Below are 20,315 nucleotides of genomic sequence, written 5' to 3' on the forward strand. Positions count from 1 at the left end.
GTTCAAGGCGCGGAGCCTTCGCGCCGGTCGCGGCGCCTGTCGCCAGAGAGATGGTGGTTTTCGACCGCCCGGTCAAATGCCGGCGGCGGGTCTCAGGCCAGCGAGTCGATCTGGTCGTCCGTCAGATGGCCGGGGACGATCGCGACCGGGATCGGAAATGTCCCGGCGGCGCGGCCCACGATCTGCGTGACGAGCGGCCCCGGCCCCTCCGCGCTGACGCCGGCCGCGAGCACGAGCAGGGCGACGTCCTCGTCCTCCTCGATCGCCGCGACCAGCTCGTCGGACTTCGCGCCCTCACGCACCAGCAGCTCGGCCTCGACCCCGGCGGCGTCGCGCGCCGTCGCGGCCACCCGGGCCAGATGCGCCCTGGCCGCCGCCGCGGCCTCCTCGCGCATGACGTCGCCGACGCCGAACCAGTGCTGGAACTCCCCCGGGGTGATGACCGTGAGCAGAGCGAGGTCCGCCCCGACGCGCGCGGCCCGCCGCGCGGCGAAGCGCACGGCGCGGTCGCACTCCTCGCTGTCGTCCACGACGACGAGGAACTTCGGCCGGTGCCCGGCCTCATAGGAGCGGCGTTGCGCGATCATGACGCGAGGATGCGCGCGGCGCGTCGGCCGCGCAACGCCGTCACCGGCGGACGAAGCCGACGATGTCCTTCACGGACGTCATGGTCTCCGCCGCGATCGCTTCGGCGCGCGCGGCCCCGTCTCCCAGCACGCGGTCGATGTGGCCGGGATCGGCGACGAGGCGCGTCATCTCGGCGTTGATTGGGCCGAGCTTCGCGACCGTCAGATCCACCAGCGCCTGCTTGAACTGGGAGAACTGGCCGCCGCCGAATTCGTCGATCACCCCCTGGGCGTCGGTGTCCGACAGCGCGGCGTAGATGCCGATGAGGTTGTCGGCTTCCGGACGCTCCTTGAGGTCCTCCACGCGCTCCGGGAGGGGCAGAGGGTCGGTCTTGGCGCGGCGGATCTTGTTGGCGATCTGGTCGGCGCTGTCGGTCAGGTTGATGCGGCTCGCGTCCGAGGGGTCGGACTTCGACATCTTCTTGGCCCCGTCGCGCAGGCTCATCACGCGGGTCGCAGGACCCGCGATCAGCGGCTGGGGCTGCGGGAAGAACTTCTCGGGAAGGCCGTTCGCCGCGATCGAGGCCGCGAAGTCGTTGTTGAACTTCTGCGCGATGTCGCGGGCGAGCTCGAGGTGCTGCTTCTGGTCCTCGCCCACGGGCACGTGGGTGGCGCGGTAGACCAGAATGTCGGCCGCCATCAGGTTGGGGTAGGCGTAGAGACCGACCGAGGCGTTCTCGCGGTCCTTGCCGGCCTTCTCCTTGAACTGGGTCATGCGGTTCAGCCAGCCGAGCCGGGCGACGCAGTTCAGCACCCAGGCGAGCTCCGCGTGCTGGGGAACCTGGCTCTGGTTGAAGACGATGTGCTTCGAGCCGTCGACGCCCGCGGCGAGGAACGCGGCGGCGACCTCGCGGATCGACTTCTTCAGTTCGACCGGGTCTTGCCAGACGGTGATCGCGTGCATGTCGACCACGCAGTAGATGCAGTCGTGGCCGTCCTGCAGCTCCACGAAGCGCTTGATCGCGCCGAGGTAGTTGCCGAGGTGGAGGTTGCCGGTCGGCTGAACGCCGGAGAAGACCCGCTGGGACGCGTTCGTCATCTTGGATTTGCCCTCTGAACGAGGGCGCGTTATGGCCTCCGCCCGGCGGCCATGCAAGGCCCCGCCCGCCGCCTGCTGACCCCGCCTTTCGGAGCGTTTATCCGCCATGTCGCACGCGAACTACGACGTCCTCGGCATCGGCAACGCCATCGTTGACGTGATCGCCGTCGCCGAAGAGGATTTTCTGATCGCCGAGGGGCTGGCCAAAGGCTCCATGACGCTGATCGACGAGGAGCGCGCCGAGGCGCTCTATGGCCGGATGGGGCCGGCGGTCGAGGCCTCGGGCGGTTCGGCCGCCAACACGCTCGCGGGCCTCGGCTCGCTCGGCGGACGCGCGGCCTTCCTCGGCAAGGTGAAGGCGGACACGCTGGGCGGCGTCTTCGCCCACGACATCACGGCGATCGGCGTCCATTTCCCGACTGCGCCCGCGGCCGAGGGCTCTGCGACCGCCCGCTGCTTCGTGCTGGTGACGCCGGACGGCGAGCGCACCATGAGCACCTATCTCGGCGCGGCGCAGGCGCTCGGCCCCGACGACGTCGACGCCGCGACGGTCGAAGCCGCGCACGTCACCTATCTCGAGGGCTACCTGTGGGACCCGCCGGCGGCGAAGGAGGCCTTCCGCAAGGCGGCCGACATCGCCCATGGCGCCGGGCGGCAGGTCGCCCTGTCGCTGTCCGACTCGTTCTGCGTCGAGCGTTACAGGGCGGAGTTCCTGGAGCTGATCCGGACCGGCGTGGTGGACATCCTGTTCGCCAACGACAGCGAGCTGAAGGCGCTCTACGAGACCGGCGACATCGAGGCCGCGCTGCAGGCCGTGGCGGCCGACGCCAAGCTGGCGGCGGTGACGCTGGGCGCGGACGGCTGCGTGGTTCTCCAGGGCGGCGAGCGGGTCTCAGTCCCGGCCGCCCCGGTTGACGGCGCGATCGTGGACAAGACCGGCGCGGGCGATCTGTTCGCGGCCGGCTTCCTGTTCGGCCACGTCCGCGGCCTTGGTCTCCGGCGCTCGGGCGAGCTCGGTTCGCTCGCCGCGGCGGAGGTGATCGCGCACGTCGGCGCGAGGCCGCTCGTAAGCCTCAAGACGCTCGCGGAGAGCCGCGGCCTGATCTGAACGACCTGCGCGCGCCGCAGAGAACGCGGGCGATCCCTCCCCCGACAGAGGGGAGGGTGGACGGGCGAAGCCCGGCCGGGTGGGGTGGGTTCAGACCGGCGCTCGCCGCCGCCGTCCCGCTCTGGGTCCGAGGCGCCACCCGTCCTCGGCTGCGCCGAGGCCACCTCCCCACGCCTTCGGCGCGAGGAGGGATACCCGCGCCCCGATCTTGAAGCGGCTCATCCGTTGCGCCGCGCGCCTGCGCCTGATCTCCTCGCCCCATGACCGACGCCCCCAAGATCCCCGTCTTCGACGGCCACAACGACACGCTGCTGCGCCTTCACATGCGCGGCGACGAGGACCGGGGCGTGGCCGCGTTTCTGGACGGCGGCGTCGGAGGGCACATTGACTTGCCCAAGGCGCGCGACGGCGGCCTCGCGGGGGGCATGTTCGCGATCTTCACGCCCTCGCCGCAGCTGGGCGTCGACTACCTCGAGCTGATGCGGGCCGCGACCTACGACGTGCCGCTGCCCGAGCGCCTGCCGCTCGGCGAGGCGCAGAAAGCCGTGCTCGCGATGGCCGCCCTGCTCCTGCGGATCGAGCGCGCGTCGGACGGCGCCGTCGCGGTTTGCCGGAGCGCCGCCGACATCCGCGCGGCGATGGCGCGGGACGCGCTCGCGACCGTGCTCCACATCGAAGGCGCCGAGGCGATCGACGCCGATCTCGACGCGCTCTACGCGCTCCACGCCGCGGGCCTACGGTCGCTCGGGCCGGTGTGGAGCCGGCCGACGATCTTCGGGCATGGCGTGCCGTTCCGATTCCCGGCCTCGCCCGACATCGGCCCAGGGCTCACCGAGACCGGCAAGCGGCTGGTCAAGGCCTGCGATGAACTCCGCATCGTGTTCGACCTTAGCCACCTCAACGAGGCCGGGTTCTGGGACGTGGCGAAGCTGTCCGTCCGCCCGCTGGTCGCGACGCATTCGAACGCGCATGCGCTGACGCCGCACGCCCGCAACCTGACCGACGCGCAGCTTGCCGCCATCCGGGACAGCGGGGGCCTGGTCGGCTTGAACTTCGCCACCTGCTTCCTGCGAGAGGACGGCCGCATGCGGGGCGACACCCCGCTCGACGTCATGGCGCGGCACCTCGACCACCTGATCGAGACGCTCGGGGTCGATCACGTCGGTTTCGGCTCGGACTTCGACGGCGCGATCGTGCCCGACGCGCTCGGCGACGCAGGCGGCCTCCCGCGCCTGCTTGCGCATCTCAAGACGCACGGCTACGACGACGCGACGCTGGAGAAGATCGCGTGGCGGAACTGGGTGGCGCTGCTGGAGCGCGTGTGGGGGGAGTGACGCGGCCTCGTCAGCCCGGCTTACGCGCCCACGGCCGGGTGCCGGCGGGGATCTCCGCCTGCTGCGTGGAGCCGGTCGGCTGGTAGTAAAACGGCACGTCGGGCCACCGGCCCTCAGCGAGCTGCTTGCGGGTCACGGGATTGGAGACCGCGAACGAGTCGAAGCCGCAGCGGCGCATCAGCGGCATCTGGTCGATCAGCACGTCGCCGACGGCGCGGATTTCGCCCGTGTAGCCGTAGCGCTCCCGCAGCAGGCGGGCGGACGACGAACTGCGGCCGTCCGAGTATTTTGGGAAGTTCAGCGTGACGAGGGCGACGCGGTCGAGATGCGGCGCAAGCTCCTCGATCGCTTCGTTCGGCTCCACCGATACGCCGAGCGGCGCGTTGCGGGCGACGAGCGCGTCGCGCTCCGCGAGAAAGCGCTCCAGGGGCAGGATGGCGGGACCGTCCGAGACCGCCTCGTCCTCCGCCGCGAGGGTCCATTCGTCCGCCTGGAAGCGGCCGTCGCGCCAGATCGTCAGCTCGGCGTCGTTGGTCTCGGTCGTCATGGAATCCTCGTCATCCCAGCCAGGCGGCGAAGCCGCGACGAGCCGGGGTCGTCGTTAGAATAAAGCGTTGGTCGCAAATGGCGATCCCGGAGCGCGGCCTCGCGGCCCGCGTCCGGGATGACGACTCCGCGGCGGAGACGCGAGGGCGCGGACGTTAGATGCCGCTGCCCTCGTTCTCCGGCGTCATCGAGCCGGCGATGTGGATGCCGCACTCGGTCTTGGCGCGGCCGCGCCAGCGGCCGGCGCGGGGGTCTTCGCCCGGCTTCACGCGGTCCGTGCAAGGCGCGCAGCCGATCGAGAGGTAGCCGAACTTCACGAGCGGGTGCTCGGGCAGGCCGTGCTCCAGCCGATAGGCCTCGACGTCCTTCCCGGTCCACTCGGCGAGCGGGTTCACCTTGATCCGCGCGCCGTCGCCCTCGAACACCGGGAGTTCGGCGCGGAAGGCGTTCTGGAACCGCTTGCGGCCGGAGATCCAGGCGGGGAAGTCGCCAATCGCCTCGGCGAGCGGCTCGACCTTGCGGATCCGGCAGCAGAGGTCGGGGTTCGACTGCCAGAGGAAGTTCTCGGGATCGAGCCGCGCCAGCCGATCGGTCTTGGGACCGACGGAGCGTACGTCGGTGAGGCCCAGCAGCGCGACGAGCTGGTCGCGGTACTGCAACGTCTCCTCGAACAGCTGCCCGGTGTCGACGAAGATGACGGGCGTGGTCGGGTCGACTTGCGCCACGAGATGCAGCAGCACCGCGGAGTCCGCCCCGAAGCTGGAGACCAGCGCGATGCGGCCGCGGAACAGGTCCTTCACCGCGGCGCGGATCAGAGCCTGCGCGTTCTGGCCGCGGTGGCGGGCGTCAAGATGCGCCGCGAGCGACGTCGCGCGCTCTGCGGCGCGGGCGGCGCTGACGCCCGGCAGCGGAACGTTGTTAGGCCGTTCCATAGAGCGCTTCCTTGAAGGGCTGCTGGCCGAGCCTGCGGACAGCCGCGAGGAAAGGTTCATCGGGGCCCTCACGCAACTTGAGATAGGTGTCGACCACGGTTTCGACCGCGTCGACCACGTCTTCGGTCTTGAAGCCGGGGCCGACCAGCGTGCCGACCGCGGCGGTTTCGTCGCCGGAGCCGCCGAGGGTGATCTGGTAGACCTCCTCGCCGCGCCGATCGACGCCAAGCAAGCCGATGTGGCCGACGTGGTGGTGACCGCAGGCGTTGATGCAGCCGGAGATCTTGATCTTCAGCTCGCCGATCTCCTTCTGCCGCTCGGGCGACCCAAAGCGGTTCGAGAGATCCTGCGCCAGCGGGATCGAGCGGGCGTTCGCGAGCGCGCAGTAGTCGAGGCCGGGGCAGGCGATGATGTCGGTGACGAGACCGGCGTTGCCGGTCGCGAGCCCGTGCTCGGCGAGCTTGGCGTAGAGCGCCGGCATGTCGTCGAGCGCCACGTGCGGCAGCACGAGGTTCTGTTCGTGGCTGACCCGGATCTCGCCCTGCGAGTAGGCGTCGGCGAGATCGGCGATCGCCTCCATCTGGACGTCGGTCGCGTCGCCGGGGATGCCGCCGATCGGCTTCAGCGAGATCGTGACGACGCCGTAGCCCGCCGTCTTGTGGGGCGTGACGTTGTAGGCGGCGAAGTCCGCGAAGCCGGCGCTGTCGGCCTTGGCGGCTTCGAAGGCGCTGGAGCGGGCGGGCTTCTCGGCGAGCGCGGGCGGCGCGAAATAGGCGGTGATCCGCTCGATCTCGGAGTCGGGCAGGCGCAGAAGCTCGGTCTTCTTCACCTCGACGAACTCGGCCTCGATCTGGCGCGTGATCTCCTCCGCGCCGGTCTCGTGGACGAGGATCTTGATGCGGGCCTTGTACTTGTTGTCGCGGCGCCCGTGGAGGTTGTAGACCCGCATGATCGCCTCGACGTAGGCGAGCAGGTCCTCCTCGTCGAGATAGTCGCGCACCTTGTGGGCGATCATCGGGGTGCGGCCCTGGCCGCCGCCGACATAGACGGCGAAGCCGATCCCGCCGTCGGGCCCGCGCTTCAGCTCCAGCCCGATGTCGTGCACCTGGATGGCGGCGCGGTCCTTCGGGGCGCCCGTCACCGCGATCTTGAACTTGCGCGGCAGGAACGAGAACTCCGGGTGGATCGACGACCACTGCCGCAGGATCTCGGCGTAGGGGCGCGGATCCGCGATCTCGTCGGCGGCCGCGCCGGCGAAGTGGTCGGTGGTGACGTTGCGGATGCAGTTGCCGCTAGTCTGCAGCGCGTGCATCTCGACCTTGGCGAGGTCGTCCAGCACGGCGGGAATGTCCTTCAGCGCCGGCCAGTTGAACTGCAGGTTCTGGCGGGTCGTGAAGTGGCCGTAGCCGCGATCGTAGGTGCGCGCGATGTGGCCCAGCATCCGCAGCTGCCGGGACGAAAGCGTGCCGTAGGGGATCGCGATCCGCAGCATGTAGGCGTGAAGCTGGAGGTAGACGCCGTTCATCAACCGCAGCGGCTTGAACTGGTCTTCCGTCAGCTCGCCGCTCAGGCGGCGGGCGACCTGATCGCGGAACTGGTCGACGCGGGCGGCGACGAAGCCGTGGTCGAACTCGTCATAGCGGTACATGGGGCGAACTCCTCAGACGCCGGTCGGCCGAAGCAGGTCCGGACGGACCGTGGGGCCGACGGCGCGGATTTCCTCGCGCAGGCGCAGCGGCTTCAGCCGGCCGCCCTCGCGCGTGACGTCGATCGGATAGGACTCGACCACCTCCTGGGCGGCCTCGGCGCGCTTGCCCGCCGCAACCGCCTCGGCCAGGGCCTCGGCGCCTTCGGCCACCAGCGCGGAGTCGATGCGGTCGATCCAGCCGCCGTCGGGCGCGAGGTACACGACGACCCCGTCGGACAGACGGTTCGCTGTGACGATCTGCGTGGCGGCCTTGGTCTTGGCGGCCGACTTCTGAATGGGCGCGGACATGAGCGAGCTTGAACCTTCAGGCGGCGGCGATCGTACCGACCGTCGCGGCGGCGAGGGGGCGGGCGTCGCCGATGTCGGCCTGCGCCAGCGCCTCTCCGATGAGAATCAGGACGGGAGCGCCGGCGTCGGCTTCGTGGGCCAGCGCCGGCAGGTCGGCGAGGCGGCCGGCGAAGACGCGCTCGCCCGGACGGGCGGCGTTCTCCACGGCGGCGACAGGGGTGTGGCCGGACAGGCCCGCCTCCATCAGCCGTTCGGCGACCGCTCCGGCGACCGAGCGGCCCATGTAGACCGCAACGGTCCCGCCGCCAAGAGCGAGCCCGGACCAGTCCGGCAGCGTGCGGCCGTCGAGGTCATGGCCGGTGGCGAAGACGAGGCTCGACGCGACGCCGCGCAGCGTGAGCGGAACCTTGGCCGAAGCGGCCGCGGCGAAGGCGGCGGTGACGCCGGGCACCACTTCGAACGGGACGCCCGCGCGCGACAGGGCGGCCATCTCCTCGCCGACGCGGCCAAACACCATCGGGTCGCCGCTCTTCAGCCGCGCGACCCGGCGGCCGGCCTTGGCCTCGCGGACCAGGATGGCCTCGATCTCCGACTGGGTGGCCTCGTGATGACCCTTGCGCTTGCCGACGGAGATCCGCTCGGCGTCGCGGCGGCCCATGGCGATGACCTCGGATGGCACCAGCGCGTCGTGGACGATGACGTCGGCTTCCTGGAGGACGCGCTGGGCGCGCAGCGTCAGCAGGTCGGTCGCGCCGGGGCCGGCTCCGATCAGCCAGACGTAACCGGCGACGTCGGCGCCGGCGGCGAGCTCGCGCAGCGCCTCGTCTCGGGCGCCGGTGAGATCGCCGGCCAAGGCGCGGGCCGCGACGGCGCCCTCGAAGGCGCGCGCCCAGAACCGGCGTCGGGCCTCGCCCGCGGGGAGCATCCGCGCCACCGTCGCCCGGAGACCGTCGGCGAAGGCGACCAGGCGGCCGAGATCGGGCGCGAGCATGGCCTCGATCTTGGCGCGGACGTGCCGGGCGAGCACGGGCGCGGCGCCTTCGGTGCCGATGGCGATCGCGAGCGGGGCCCGGTTGACGAGCGCGGGCGTTGTAAAGTCGCAGAGCGCGGGGCGGTCGACCACGTTCACCGGGATCCGCGCCGCGCGGGCGGCGGCGGCGATCGCGGCGTCGGCGTCCTCGTCTTCTGTCGCGGCGAACACCAGCACGGCGCCGTCGAGATGGCGGGAAGCGAAAGGCTCTTCGATCAGCGTCGCGCCGAGCCGGGCGACGTCCGCGCGCAGCTCGTCCTCCGCCTGGGCGGCCACGACGCGCAGGTTCGCCTGGGTCTCGGCCAGCAGCCGCACCTTCGCAGCCGCGGCGGCGCCGTCGCCGACGATCGCGACGACGCGGTCCGCGACGCGGACGAAGGCCGGAAAAGAGGTCAGGCGCGGCATCAGATGTCGGGACGCTCCTAGAGAGGTCCACACAATGGTATTACACATCGCAAATGGCAAGATAGTCATTTATTACAAAATTAGAACGTATTAAATTGCTGCGGTGTTTGATGCGTTGCAGCGAAGTCACTTTCCGGTTCTGAGAGCGCGGGCCGGTTGCCCTTCGCCGCGCCGCATCCTAAGAACGTGCCGGGGACGTCCGGACTTTTACGCTCGCGCGGCGCGTTCCGCCGCGATGGCCTCTTTTTGTTTCGTGCAGGTGACCCCAATGTCCCGCATCGCCGCGTTCTCGCGCTTGGTTCCCGCCCGGCGCCGCCGCCTGGCGTTCGCATCCGCCGCCGCGCTTCTCGCGCTGTCCGGGGCGGCGCACGCCCAAGGCGCGCCCGGACCGCTCCCCGTGTCCGCGGCGACGCCCATTCAGCGGCGCGTGTCGGACACCGCCGAATTCACCGGCCGGTTCCAGGCGTCCAGCCTCGTCGAGGTTCGGGCGCAGGTCAGCGGCCAGCTGATGCAGGTGGCGTTCAAGGACGGATCCTACGTCAAGAAGGGCGACCTGCTCTTCAAGATCGACCCGCGGCCTTACGCGGCGGCGCTCGCCCAGGCCGAGGCCGCGATCATCACCGCCCAGAGCAGCGTCGACCTGACGAAGTCGGACGTCGAACGCGCCAAGGACCTGATCCGCACCGGCAACATCACCGACCAGGTCGCTCAGCAGCGTCAGCAGGCCTACGCCGCGGCGCAGGCCAACCTGCAGTCCGCCCGCGCCCAGGCCGACACCGCCCGGCTCAACCTTGAGTGGACAGACGTCCGCTCGCCGATCGACGGCCGCATCGGCCGCAAGCTGGTGACCGAGGGCAATCTGATCGCCGCCGGCGCCAGCTCGACGGTGCTGACCACGATCGTGGGCGTCCAGCCGATCTATTTCTACTTCGACGTCGATGAGCAGAGCTTCCTCCGCTACATCGGTTTCGTCCGCTCCGGCGCGCTGAAGCCGGACGAGAACGGGGCTCCGGTGAAGATCTCGCTGCCGAACTCGGCCGAGTTCAACATCGAGGGCCGCATCGACTTCACCGACAATCAGCTCGACCAGCAGACCGGCACCCTGCGGCTGCGCGCGACCGTGCCGAACGCGGACCGCTTCCTGACGCCCGGCGTGTTCGGGCGGATCCAGCTGACGTCGAGCCCCGAGTACGACGCGCTGCTGGTGCCGGACGAGGCCATCCTGTCGGACCAGACCCGCAAGATCGTGATGACGGTCGGACCCGACAACAAGGTGGTTCCGAAGGTCGTGGAGCTCGGGCAGCTCAACGGCACGCTGCGCGTGATCAAGAGCGGCCTCGGACCCGACGACAAGGTGATCGTGAACGGCCTGATGCGCGCGCGGCCCGGCGCCGAGGTGAAGCCCGAGATGGTGGATCCCACCAAGCCTAAGCCCGCCCCGGGGCAACAGGGCGCTGCGAAGCCCGGCGAAGCCAAGTAAGGGCGCGCGCCATGGGCATCGGACATTTCTTCGTCGACCGGCCGATTTTCGCGTCGGTCGTCTCCATCGTCCTCATGATCGTGGGCGGCGTCGCTCTGCTCGGCCTGCCGATCGCGCAGTATCCCGAAATTGCGCCGCCGACGATCAGCGTCACGGCGCAGTACCCCGGCGCCAACGCCGAGACCATCGCCGAGACCGTCGCCGCCCCGCTGGAGCAGCAGATCAACGGCGTGGAGGGCATGATCTACATGAACTCCTTGGCGACGGGCGACGGTCAGCTTCAGCTGACGGTCACCTTCCAGCCGGGCACCGACCAGGACATCGCGCAGGTCCAGGTGCAGAACCGCGTCAGCCAGGCGGATCCGCGCCTGCCGGAGGCGGTGCGCCGCAACGGCGTGCAGGTGACAAGCGGTCGTCGGACTTCCTGATGGTCGTCAACCTGATCTCGCCGAACAAGTCGCTCGACACCGTCTACATGTCGAACTACGCGTCGGTGAACGTGATCGACGCGCTCAAGCGCATCGAAGGCGTCGGCGACATCCGGATCTTCGGCGAGCGCGAGCTGTCCCTGCGCGTCTGGCTCGACCCCAACCGGCTCGCGGCCTACGGCCTCGCCGCCGGCGACGTGGTCTCGGCGATCTCGGAGCAGAACGTGCAGGTCTCCGGCGGCTCGCTCGGCGCGCCGCCCTCGCCGCCCGGCACCGCCTCCCAGATCACCGTCACGACCCAGGGGCGCTTCCAGACCCCCGAACAATTCAAGCAGATCATCGTCCGCGCCACGGACGACGGGCGTCTGCTGCGGGTCGGCGACGTGGCGCGCGTCGAGCTCGCTGCGCGGCAGTATTCGTCGAACTCCTACCTCGGCGCCGATCCCACGGTCGGCATGGGCATCTTCCAGCGCCCCGGCACCAACGCCACCGAGGCCGCGGAGCAGATCAAGGCCGCGATGGAGACGCTGAAGGGCTCCTTCCCGCCGGGGCTCGAGTACCGGATCGAGTACAATCCGACCGAGTTCATCAACGAGTCGATCGAGGCGGTCGAGCACACCATCTACGAGGCGGTCGCCCTCGTCGTGTTGGTCGTGTTCATCTTCCTGCAGTCGTGGCGCGCCGCGATCATCCCGGTCGTCGCGATCCCGGTGTCGCTGGTGGCGACCTTCGCGGTCATGTCGGCGTTCGGCTTCTCGCTGAACATGCTCACGCTGTTCGGCCTCATCCTCGCCATCGGCATCGTGGTCGACGACGCCATCGTCGTGGTGGAGAACGTCGAGCGCAACATCGCCATGGGCAAGACGCCGCGCGAGGCCGCTCACGCCACGATGGACGAGGTCGGCACCGCCGTCATCGCCATCGCGCTGGTGCTGTGCGCCGTGTTCGTGCCGACGGCGTTCATCCCCGGCATTTCGGGCATCTTCTATCAGCAGTTCGCGTTGACGATCGCCGCTTCGACGGTTCTCTCGGCGCTCGTCTCGCTGACGCTTTCGCCCGCGCTCTGCGCCATCCTGCTCAAGCCGCACGCGCACGGCGCGCGGCGCAATCTCGGCCAGAAGGCCGCCGACCTGTTCAACCGCAACTTCGACCGCGGCGCGCACGGCTACAGCCGCTCCGTGGGCTGGATGGTCCGGCACAGGGCGATTTTCCTGCTGGTCTACGCCGTGCTGATCGGCGGCGCGATCTACATGTTCTCGAGCGTGGCCCGCGGATTCATTCCGCAGGCCGACCAGGGCTACGCGATCCTGATCGCGCAGCTGCCCGAGGGCGCGAACCTCCAGCGCACCGACGACGTGGCGCGCCGCGCCGCGGAGATCGTCCGCCAGGTGCCGGGCGTGAAGAATGCGGTGACGATCGCCGGCTTCTCGGGCGCGACCTTCTCGGCCGCCTCGAACGCCGCGACGAGCTTCATCATCTTCGACTCCTTCGCCGATCGAACCAAGCACGGCGCTAGTCAGCGCGCGCCGGCGATCCTGGCGGAAGCCCAGAAGCGCTTGTTCGCGATTGAAGAAGCCTTCGTGCTCGCCATTCTGCCGCCCACCGTGCGGGGCATCGGCAACGGCGGCGGCTTCAAGATGTACGTGCAGGATCGCACGAACATCGGCTTCGTCGCGCTCGAAGGCTCCGTGAACGAGCTGATCGCGAAGGCCAATGCGTCCGGTCGGCTGAGCCGCGTGTTCACGTCGTTCAACACCCGCGCGCCGCAGGTCTATCTCGACATCGACCGCGTCAAGGCTCAGCAGCTCAACGTGCCGATCCAGAGCATCTTCGAGGCGCTGCAGACGCTCCTCGGCACGGCCTACGTGAACGACTTCACCGCTCTCGGACGCACGTTCCAGGTGAACGCGCAGGCGGACGCGGAATTCCGCGTGCGGCTGGCGGACGTCTACCAGTTCAAGGTCCGCTCAACGAGCGGCGCGCTGGTGCCGCTCGGGACCTTGGTGACGGAGCGCAATCAGACGGGCCCCTACACGGTGGAGCGCGAGAACATCTACAACGCGATCTCGATCCAAGGCGACGCCGCGCCCGGCGTCTCCACGGGCGAGGCCATCGCGCTGATGGAGAAGCTCACGGCGGAGACGCTGCCCCCCGGGGCCGCGTTCGAATGGGTGGACCTCGCCTATCAGGAGAAACTCGCAGGCAACACGGCCGTCTTCGTGTTCGCCCTCGCCATCCTGTTCGTGTTCCTGTTCCTCGCCGCGCAGTACGAAAGCTGGGCGCTGCCGCTCGCCATCATCCTGATCACGCCGCTGTCTCTGCTTGCGGCGCTGCTCGGCGTGGCGGCGAGAGGGTCCGACAACAACATCCTCACCCAGATCGGCTTCATCGTGCTGATCGGCCTCGCGGCGAAGAACGCGATCCTGATCGTCGAGTTCGCCCGGCAACGTGAGGACGAAGGCGAGAGCGTGATCCAGGCGGCGGTCGACGCGTGCCGCGACCGTCTGCGGCCGATCATCATGACGTCGCTCGCCTTCTCGCTCGGCGTGGTGCCGCTGGCCTTCGCCACCGGCGCCGCAGCGGAGCTCCGCCAGGCCATCGGCACGGCGGTGCTCGCGGGCATGGTGGGCGTCACGATCCTCGGCCTGTTCCTGACCCCGGTGTTCTACGTCGCGATCCGCCTGCTGGTGGATCGCTTCCGCGGCGGAAAGCCCAAGGCGGACGGGGCGAAGACGGGCGCCGACAAGCCCTCGGGCGGCGGCGACAAGGCGCACGAGGCGCCGCACGACGCGTCCCCGCGGCCGGCCTAAGGGCGCGGCGGGGTTAACGACTGGTTACGGGAACGCGTCCGTTTTGACGCGTTCCCGTTCACGGATCCTCAGATGTTCTGCGTCAGAATGCTGCGTGGCGGGCCTCAGGGAGGGCCGGGCGGGGATCGGTCATGAGCGCAACAGGGATCGGGGCTGACGGCGGCGCGCCGCGGGTCGACTGGGTCGACGTCGCGAAGGGCGTCTGCATCGTTCTCGTGGTGATGATGCACTCGACGCTCGGCGTGGAGAAGGCGGCCGGCGAGGTCGGCTGGATGCACCACGTGGTGGCCTTCGCCAGACCCTTCCGAATGCCGGACTTCTTCCTTATCTCCGGCCTGTTCCTCGCCCTGGTGATCGACCGGGACTGGCGCACCTACATCGACCGCAAGGTCGTTCACTTCGCCTATTTCTACGTGCTCTGGCTGCTGATCCAGGGCGCGGTCAAATGGCCCGGGCTGGCGATGAGCGACGGCCTCGGCGCGGTCGCGCACCAGTTCGCCCTGTCGCTGATCGACCCCTTCGGCACGCTCTGGTTCATCTACCTGCTGCCGATCTTCTTCGTCTTCGCCAAGCTGGTCCGCCGGGTTCCGCCGCTGCTGGTCCTCGCCTTCGCCGCCCTGCTCGAAAGCCTCCGGGTGCAGACCGGCTGGACCGTGCCGGACGAGTTCTGCGCCCGGCTGTTCTACGTCATGCTCGGCTGGTACGCCGCGCCCCTGATCTTCCGTTTCGCCGAGTTCGCGCGCCGGCGCCCGGCGCTTGCGCTGGGCGGCCTCGCGGCGTGGGCGCTGGCGAACGCCGCCGCGGTGCAGGGCGGCGTCTCCGAGTGGGTCGGCGTCAGTCTGGCGCTCGGCGTCGCGGGCGCTTTTGCGATCATTACGGTCGCCGCGCTGATCGCGGGAACCCCCGTCGGCGAGCCGCTGCGCTACGCCGGCGAGCGCTCGATCGTCATCTATCTCGCGTTCTTCCTGCCGATGGCGGCGACCCGCATGCTCCTGCTGAAGCTCGGCGTCATTCCGGACATCGGGACCGTCTCGGCCCTGGTCACCGCCGCCGGCGTGATCCTTCCGCTCGTCCTGGAATGGATGGTGACGCGCACGGGATGGGGCACGTTCCTGTTCGTCCGGCCAAAGGCGTTCTGGATCGATCGCAGGCCGCGCCAGACCACCGCGCCCGTCGCGGCGTGAGCCGGCAAAGCGCGGCGGGACCCCCGCGGCGCTACGTCACATTAAGTTAAGAATAAAGTATAAGCGCCGGGGCCTGCGGGCGAACTCCAATCGTTCTATAACGCCTCCATAACGCCGCCGCGAAGGCGCTATGTCCAAGGAGTTAGCCGTATGACCTTCCGTCGTCCGATCGCTCGTGTCTTTGCATACGCGACCGTCGCCGCCGGCCTCGCCCTCGCCGCTGGAGCGGCTGCGGCTGACGAAGGCCCGTTCACGCAGGACCAGCTCACCAAGGGCAAGTCCGAGTACAACACCCATTGCCGCACCTGCCACGCCAAGGACGGCAATGGCGCCCTCGGGCCCGAGCTGCACGGCGACACCTTCAAGGGCCGCTTCGGCGGCCAGACGGCGGCGGACGTCCGCACCTGGGTCTACGAAAACATGCCGCAGACGGCGCCGAAGTCGCTCAAGGACGAGCAGCTGGACCCGCTGATGGCCTACATCCTCTCGCTCAACGGCTACACGCCGGGCTCGACCGCGTTCTCCGCCCAGTCGGGCGCGACGCTCAAGATCCCGGAGTGATCCGGACGCTCTGACCTTCGCCGCGCCGGCTTCGCGCCGCGCCGATCTCGAAAACCTCGTCGCCTTCCGGGGCGGCGGGGTTTTTTCGCGCCTTGCTTCGGGAGCCCGGTCAAGCGCGTCAGGCGGCCCCGCCCGCCGTTTCGGGTTTCCTTCGCCCTCTCGACGCTTATAGTCCCGGCCGAACCTCGACCGGGACTTCCGCCGCATGCCAAGCCGTCCTGTCGCCAAAGGCGATCACGTCGTCCTCGTGGACGGCTCGTCCTACATCTTCCGGGCGTTCCACGCGCTGCCGCCGCTGACCCGCCCGTCCGACGGGCTGCCGGTCGGCGCGGTCTCGGGCTTCTGCAACATGCTGTGGAAGCTGCTGCGCGACGCCGGGTGGGTCGACCCGACCCACCTCGCTGTCGTCTTCGACAAATCGGAGACCACCTTCCGCAAGGAGGTCTACGCCGACTACAAGGCCAACCGCTCCGAGCCGCCGGACGACCTGATCCCGCAGTTCCCGCTGATCCGGAACGCGACCCGCGCCTTCTCGATCCCCGCGCTGGAGCAGGCCGGCTACGAGGCGGACGACCTGATCGCGACCTACGCGCGCCTCGCCTCCGAGGCCGGCGCGGAGACGACGATCGTGGGCTCCGACAAGGACCTGTTCCAGCTCATCGGCGGCGGCGTGACCATGCTCGATCCGATGAAGGACAAGCGTATCGGGCCGGACGAGGTGTTCGAGAAGTTCGGCGTGGCCCCGAGCAAGATGATCGACCTGCAGGCGCTCGCCGGCGACAGCGTCGACAATGTGCCGGGCGTGCCGGGCATCGGCGCCAAGACCGCGGCGCAGCTGCTGGAGGAGTACGGCGACCTCGAGACGCTGCTGGAGCGCGCCCACGAGATCAAGCAGCCCAAGCGCCGCGAGAGTCTGATCGCGAACGCGGAACTCGCGCGGATCTCCAAGCGCCTGGTGACGCTCGACCAGCACATGACGCTGGACGTGCCGCTGGCCGATCTTGCGGTCGAGGAGCCGAATCCGAAGCGGCTGGTCGCTTTCCTCAAGGCGATGGAGTTCAACACCCTCACTCGCCGTGTGGCGGAGGCGACCGGCGTGGACATCGCGGCGGTGACGCCGGACTCAGAGATGATGTCGGCGAAGCGGGCGCCGAGCTCCAGCCCCCCGCCGGCCGGCGATCTCGACGCCGACCCGGATTCGCCGGCGAGCCGAGCCGACGAGATCGACCGGCTCGAGCGGGCGTCGGCCGCGGCCCGGGGCGCGACCCCGCAGGCTCTCGCCGAGAAGCTGCGGGCCGAGGCGGCCGCGGCGCCGGTGGATCGCTCGACCTATGACGTGGTGCGCACCGCGGAGGGGCTCGCGGAGTGGATCGCGGTCGCCAGGGAGGAGGGCCACGTCGCTTTCGGCTTCGAGACGACCTCGATCGATCCCATGCGCGCCGAGATCGTCGGCGTGGCGCTGGCCGTCGCGCCGGGAGTCGCAGCCTATGTCCCCCTCGGCCACCTCTCCGCGGGCGGCGATTTGCTGTCGGAGGGCGGCGCGGGACCGGTCGAGGGGCAGATCCCGACGGCTGAGGCGCTGACGCTGCTGAGCGACCTGTTCGGCGACGACTCCATTCTCAAGATCGGCCACAACCTGAAGCAGGCGCTGACGCTGCTGGCCGAGCGCGGCCATCGCGCGGCTCCTTATGACGACGTGCTGCTGATGTCCTACGTGCTGGACAGCGGGTTGGGCGGCCAAGGCCTCGACGAGCTCGCCCGCCGGCACCTCGGCCACGCGCTGATCACGGCCGACGAGGTGACGGGGACCGGCCGCGGGCGGCTGCCGCTCGAGCAGGCCCCGATCGAGAAGGTCGCCCCCTATGCGGCCGAGCGCGCGGACGTCGCGCTGCGGCTGTGCCGTCTGTTCAAGCAACGCCTCATCGCCGAGCGCATGACCACGGTCTACGAGACGCTGGAGCGGCCGATGCCCGCGACGCTCTCGATCATGGAGCGGCGCGGAATCGCGATCGACCGGGCCATGCTCTCGCGGCTGTCCGGCGAACTCGCCCAGCGTATGGGCGCGCTCGAGGCCGACATCCACGCGCTGGCCGGCGAGCCGTTCAACCTTGGGAGCCCGAAGCAGCTCGGCGACATCCTGTTCGGCAAGATGGGCCTGCCCGGCGCCAAGAAGACCAAGACCGGCGCCTGGGGCACCGCCGCCAACGTGCTGGAGGAGCTCGCGGCCGGCGGTCACGACTTGCCGCGCCGGATTCTCGACTGGCGCCAGCTTTCGAAGCTCAAGTCGACCTACGCCGACGCGCTGCCGACCTACCTCCACCCGGAGACGCGCCGGGTGCACACCAACTTCCAGCTGGCGGCGACGACCACGGGCCGGCTGTCCTCGACCGAGCCGAACATCCAGAACATCCCGATCCGGACCGAGGAGGGGCGGAAGATCCGCCGCGCCTTCGTGGCGGAGGAGGGGACCAAGCTGATCTCGGCGGACTACAGCCAGATCGAGCTGCGCGTGCTCGCCCACATGGCCGACATCCCGCAGCTGCGCCAGGCTTTTGCAGATGGCCTCGACATCCACGCGATGACGGCCTCCGAGATGTTCGGCGTGCCGGTGGAGGGCATGCCCTCCGACGTGCGCCGGCGGGCCAAGGCCATCAACTTCGGCATCATCTACGGCATCTCGGCCTTCGGTCTCGCCAACCAGCTCTCGATCGGACGCGAGGAGGCGGGGCTCTACATCAAGACCTACTTCGAGCGCTTTCCCGGCATCCGCGACTACATGGAGGCCACCAAGGCGGCGGCGCGGGCGGACGGCTTCGTCACCACCATCTTCGGCCGCAAGTGCCACTACCCGCTGATCAACGCCAAGAACCCGGCGGAGCGCGCGAACTACGAGCGCGCGGCGATCAACGCACCGATCCAGGGCTCGGCCGCCGACATCATCCGCCGGGCCATGGTCCGCATGGAGGGCGCGCTGGCGGACGCCGGCCTCAGCGCGAAGATGCTGCTGCAGGTGCACGACGAACTGGTGTTCGAAGTCCCCGACGCCGAGATCGAGGCGACCATCCCCGTGGTGGTGCGCGTGATGGAGCAGGCGCCCCTGCCGGCGCTCTCGCTCAGTGTGCCGCTCAAGGTCGACGCGCGGGCGGCGACGAACTGGGACGAGGCGCATTGACGTATTGAGCGAAGCCGGGAAAGCACACGGCGGCGCCTGCTTTGCGATCTTGGCGCGGGAACCGGCGCCAAGTCTGGCCAAGGGCGCAGGGGGGTCCTAAACCCGAACTGGGGCCGCACGCGCACGCTGCGGCCGGAACCAGGGGAGCCGTGTCCATGACCCTCGTCACCGTCCGTTCCACAGCCGCCGGTCTTGCGGCCGCAGCGCTTCTAGGCCTCGGACTGAAAGCTCCGGTCGCCGCGCAGGACGCCGCAGCGCCTGCGGCGCAGACGCAGGCCGCCGTGAAGCCGCGCATCGTCATCATTGGCACCGGCGGCACCATCGCCGGCGCGGGCGCGTCAAGCGTCAACACGGGCGACTACGACAGCGCCAAGGTCGCGGTCGACAAGATCATTGCGGCGGTGCCGGAGATAAAGCAGGTCGCCGACGTTAGGGGCGAGCAGATCTTCCAGATCGGCTCCGAGAGCTTCAACGACGAGCGCCTGCTGAAGCTCGCCAAGCGGGTCTCGGAGCTCGTCAAGCAGCCGGACGTGGACGCCGTGATGATAACGCACGGCACCGACACGATCGAGGAGACGTCCTACTTCCTCAACCTGACGCTGAAGACCGAAAAGCCCGTGGTAATGATCGGCGCCATGCGCCCAGGCACCGCGCTGTCGGCCGATGGGCCGCTCAACCTCTACAACGCGGCCGTGGTGGCCGCGAGCCCGGAGGCCAAGGGCAAAGGCGTGCTGGTCGTGATGAACGACGAGATCCATTCGGCGCGCGACGTGACGAAGTCGAACGCGCTCAAGGTCGAGACCTTCAAGTCGCTCTACGGCCCGCTCGGCGTGGTGGTGGAGAGCAAGCCCTACTTCTACCGCCTGCCGGCGCGGCCGCACACGACGGCGACCGAGTTCGACATCGACCGGATCGACAGCCTGCCGAAGGTCGACGTGTTCTACGCTCATGTCAGCATGGACCCGAAGGCGCTCGGCGCGCTGGCGGGGCTCGGGGGCAAGGCGCTGATCTACGCTGGCACAGGCAACGGCAGCGTGGCCGACTACATGGAGGCGCCGCTCGCCGAGGTGCGAAAGTCCGCCCTAGTGGTGCGCGCGACGCGCACGGGCTCCGGCATGGTGGTCCGCAACGGCGAAGAGAAGGACGACGAGCAGGATTGGGTTACGGCCGCCGACCAGTCGCCTCAAAAGGCGCGCCTGCTGACCTCGCTCGCGCTTACGAAAACAAGCGACGCCAAGGCGCTGCAGGAGATCCTCTGGAAATACTGAGGTCAGCCCTGCGCCGCTTCATCTGGCGCGGGAGGACCCGCCTCCCGCGGCAAGCCGTTTAGGAAAAGGGTCAATGCCCCGCAGAGCGCCCAGCCCTGGGGCGCAGGCGTGCAAGGCTCGTCGTTGCTCGAAGATGCGCGGAGGAGGAACTCAGGCAGACGTCGCGATGCGAGGCGCGCAAGCGCCGAAAGCCCTCAGCGCCGGGCGGCGCGCCGCGCCTTCACACGCACCGGGATCGGTTGCGGACGGGAGGCGGAGGCGGCGAGAGCCGCCCAGCCAAAGCCGCCGGTGACGGCGGCGAGAGCGACATACGCGAATAGTTCGATACTCGTCACGGCGATCGCTCCTCAAGGGCGGTTCAGCGTGGATCGTCCTGTCTGTCCACCAATGTAGGAC

The 20,315-nt window shown here is 69.5% G+C and carries 15 protein-coding genes and 1 pseudogene; 8 read left to right on the top strand and 8 right to left on the bottom strand.

Annotation, left to right across the window (positions count from 1 at the left end; all coding sequences use genetic code 11):
* Positions 1-92: 92 nt before the first annotated feature.
* Positions 93-587, bottom strand: a complete 495-nt coding sequence (locus METY_RS17690; RefSeq protein WP_103122708.1) for a universal stress protein — start codon at positions 585-587, stop codon at positions 93-95.
* A gap of 40 nt (positions 588-627) precedes the next feature.
* The gene (trpS, locus tag METY_RS17695) at positions 628-1,665 is read right to left on the bottom strand and encodes a tryptophan--tRNA ligase (protein WP_103122709.1); all 1,038 of its coding nucleotides are present in this window, start codon (positions 1,663-1,665) and stop codon (positions 628-630) included.
* Between the two features lie 106 nt (positions 1,666-1,771).
* On the opposite strand from trpS, the gene METY_RS17700 reads away from it, so the two are divergent.
* Together METY_RS17700 and METY_RS17705 are read left to right on the top strand one after the other, a co-directional pair.
* Positions 1,772-2,773: an adenosine kinase gene (locus tag METY_RS17700; protein ID WP_103122710.1), complete on the top strand. Its 1,002-nt coding sequence runs from the start codon at positions 1,772-1,774 to the stop codon at positions 2,771-2,773.
* Between the two features lie 260 nt (positions 2,774-3,033).
* The gene (locus tag METY_RS17705) at positions 3,034-4,107 is read left to right on the top strand and encodes a dipeptidase (RefSeq protein WP_103122711.1); all 1,074 of its coding nucleotides are present in this window, start codon (positions 3,034-3,036) and stop codon (positions 4,105-4,107) included.
* 10 nt (positions 4,108-4,117) lie between these two features.
* On the opposite strand, the gene METY_RS17710 is transcribed toward METY_RS17705, so the two are convergent.
* The 5 genes from METY_RS17710 to cysG form a co-directional block, all read right to left on the bottom strand.
* Positions 4,118-4,654 carry a DUF934 domain-containing protein gene (locus tag METY_RS17710; RefSeq protein WP_103122712.1) on the bottom strand — a complete coding sequence of 179 codons (537 nt, stop codon included), beginning with the start codon at positions 4,652-4,654 and terminating at the stop codon, positions 4,118-4,120.
* 154 nt (positions 4,655-4,808) lie between these two features.
* Positions 4,809-5,585, bottom strand: a complete 777-nt coding sequence (locus METY_RS17715; RefSeq protein WP_103122713.1) for a phosphoadenylyl-sulfate reductase — start codon at positions 5,583-5,585, stop codon at positions 4,809-4,811.
* Positions 5,572-7,233 (bottom strand): nitrite/sulfite reductase, encoded by a 1,662-nt coding sequence (locus METY_RS17720; protein ID WP_103122714.1) that lies wholly within the window; start codon positions 7,231-7,233, stop codon positions 5,572-5,574. Before METY_RS17720 ends, METY_RS17715 begins: the two co-directional genes overlap by 14 nt.
* A gap of 12 nt (positions 7,234-7,245) precedes the next feature.
* Positions 7,246-7,581, bottom strand: coding sequence for a DUF2849 domain-containing protein (locus METY_RS17725; protein ID WP_103122715.1), 336 nt, complete (start codon positions 7,579-7,581; stop codon positions 7,246-7,248).
* Positions 7,582-7,597: 16 nt separating this feature from the next.
* Complete coding sequence (gene cysG / locus METY_RS17730; RefSeq protein ID WP_103122716.1) at positions 7,598-9,016, bottom strand: siroheme synthase CysG; 1,419 nt, start codon at positions 9,014-9,016, stop codon at positions 7,598-7,600.
* 268 nt (positions 9,017-9,284) lie between these two features.
* Here cysG and METY_RS17735 point away from each other — a divergent pair, with 268 nt between their 5' ends.
* The 6 genes and pseudogenes from METY_RS17735 (at position 9,285) to METY_RS17760 (ending at position 19,919) form a co-directional block, all read left to right on the top strand.
* The gene (locus METY_RS17735; protein ID WP_103122717.1) at positions 9,285-10,496 is read left to right on the top strand and encodes an efflux RND transporter periplasmic adaptor subunit; all 1,212 of its coding nucleotides are present in this window, start codon (positions 9,285-9,287) and stop codon (positions 10,494-10,496) included.
* Between the two features lie 11 nt (positions 10,497-10,507).
* A pseudogene (locus METY_RS17740) lies at positions 10,508-13,734 on the top strand (efflux RND transporter permease subunit).
* A gap of 131 nt (positions 13,735-13,865) precedes the next feature.
* Entirely contained in the window at positions 13,866-14,918 is a 1,053-nt protein-coding gene (locus METY_RS17745) for an acyltransferase family protein (RefSeq protein WP_103122718.1), read from the top strand.
* Between the two features lie 150 nt (positions 14,919-15,068).
* Positions 15,069-15,479: a c-type cytochrome gene (locus tag METY_RS17750; protein ID WP_103122719.1), complete on the top strand. Its 411-nt coding sequence runs from the start codon at positions 15,069-15,071 to the stop codon at positions 15,477-15,479.
* A gap of 205 nt (positions 15,480-15,684) precedes the next feature.
* On the top strand, positions 15,685-18,651 hold the full coding sequence (gene polA, locus METY_RS17755; protein WP_103122720.1) for a DNA polymerase I: 2,967 nt from the start codon (positions 15,685-15,687) through the stop codon (positions 18,649-18,651).
* Between the two features lie 155 nt (positions 18,652-18,806).
* Positions 18,807-19,919, top strand: coding sequence for an asparaginase (locus tag METY_RS17760; protein ID WP_103122721.1), 1,113 nt, complete (start codon positions 18,807-18,809; stop codon positions 19,917-19,919).
* A gap of 194 nt (positions 19,920-20,113) precedes the next feature.
* Here the strand turns inward: METY_RS17760 and METY_RS21145 are convergent, their stop codons facing one another.
* Positions 20,114-20,254: a hypothetical protein gene (locus METY_RS21145; protein ID WP_160147386.1), complete on the bottom strand. Its 141-nt coding sequence runs from the start codon at positions 20,252-20,254 to the stop codon at positions 20,114-20,116.
* Positions 20,255-20,315: the final 61 nt, after the last annotated feature.

It is taken from the genome of Methylopila sp. Yamaguchi, assembly GCF_002897035.1.
Taxonomy (GTDB): domain Bacteria; phylum Pseudomonadota; class Alphaproteobacteria; order Rhizobiales; family Methylopilaceae; genus Methylopila.

Excerpts from the sequence above, each read along its gene's own strand:
- METY_RS17700 (WP_103122710.1), top strand. The coding sequence starts at position 1,772 with ATGTCGCACGCGAACTACGACGTCCTCGGCATCGGCAACGCCATCGTT.
- METY_RS17760 (WP_103122721.1), top strand. The coding sequence starts at position 18,807 with ATGACCCTCGTCACCGTCCGTTCCACAGCCGCCGGTCTTGCGGCCGCA.
- METY_RS17745 (WP_103122718.1), top strand. The coding sequence starts at position 13,866 with ATGAGCGCAACAGGGATCGGGGCTGACGGCGGCGCGCCGCGGGTCGAC.
- polA (WP_103122720.1), top strand. The coding sequence starts at position 15,685 with ATGCCAAGCCGTCCTGTCGCCAAAGGCGATCACGTCGTCCTCGTGGAC.
- METY_RS17725 (WP_103122715.1), bottom strand. The coding sequence starts at position 7,581 with ATGTCCGCGCCCATTCAGAAGTCGGCCGCCAAGACCAAGGCCGCCACG.
- cysG (WP_103122716.1), bottom strand. The coding sequence starts at position 9,016 with ATGCCGCGCCTGACCTCTTTTCCGGCCTTCGTCCGCGTCGCGGACCGC.
- METY_RS17735 (WP_103122717.1), top strand. The coding sequence starts at position 9,285 with ATGTCCCGCATCGCCGCGTTCTCGCGCTTGGTTCCCGCCCGGCGCCGC.
- METY_RS17690 (WP_103122708.1), bottom strand. The coding sequence starts at position 587 with ATGATCGCGCAACGCCGCTCCTATGAGGCCGGGCACCGGCCGAAGTTC.
- trpS (WP_103122709.1), bottom strand. The coding sequence starts at position 1,665 with ATGACGAACGCGTCCCAGCGGGTCTTCTCCGGCGTTCAGCCGACCGGC.
- METY_RS17720 (WP_103122714.1), bottom strand. The coding sequence starts at position 7,233 with ATGTACCGCTATGACGAGTTCGACCACGGCTTCGTCGCCGCCCGCGTC.
- METY_RS17705 (WP_103122711.1), top strand. The coding sequence starts at position 3,034 with ATGACCGACGCCCCCAAGATCCCCGTCTTCGACGGCCACAACGACACG.
- METY_RS17715 (WP_103122713.1), bottom strand. The coding sequence starts at position 5,585 with ATGGAACGGCCTAACAACGTTCCGCTGCCGGGCGTCAGCGCCGCCCGC.
- METY_RS17750 (WP_103122719.1), top strand. The coding sequence starts at position 15,069 with ATGACCTTCCGTCGTCCGATCGCTCGTGTCTTTGCATACGCGACCGTC.
- METY_RS17710 (WP_103122712.1), bottom strand. The coding sequence starts at position 4,654 with ATGACGACCGAGACCAACGACGCCGAGCTGACGATCTGGCGCGACGGC.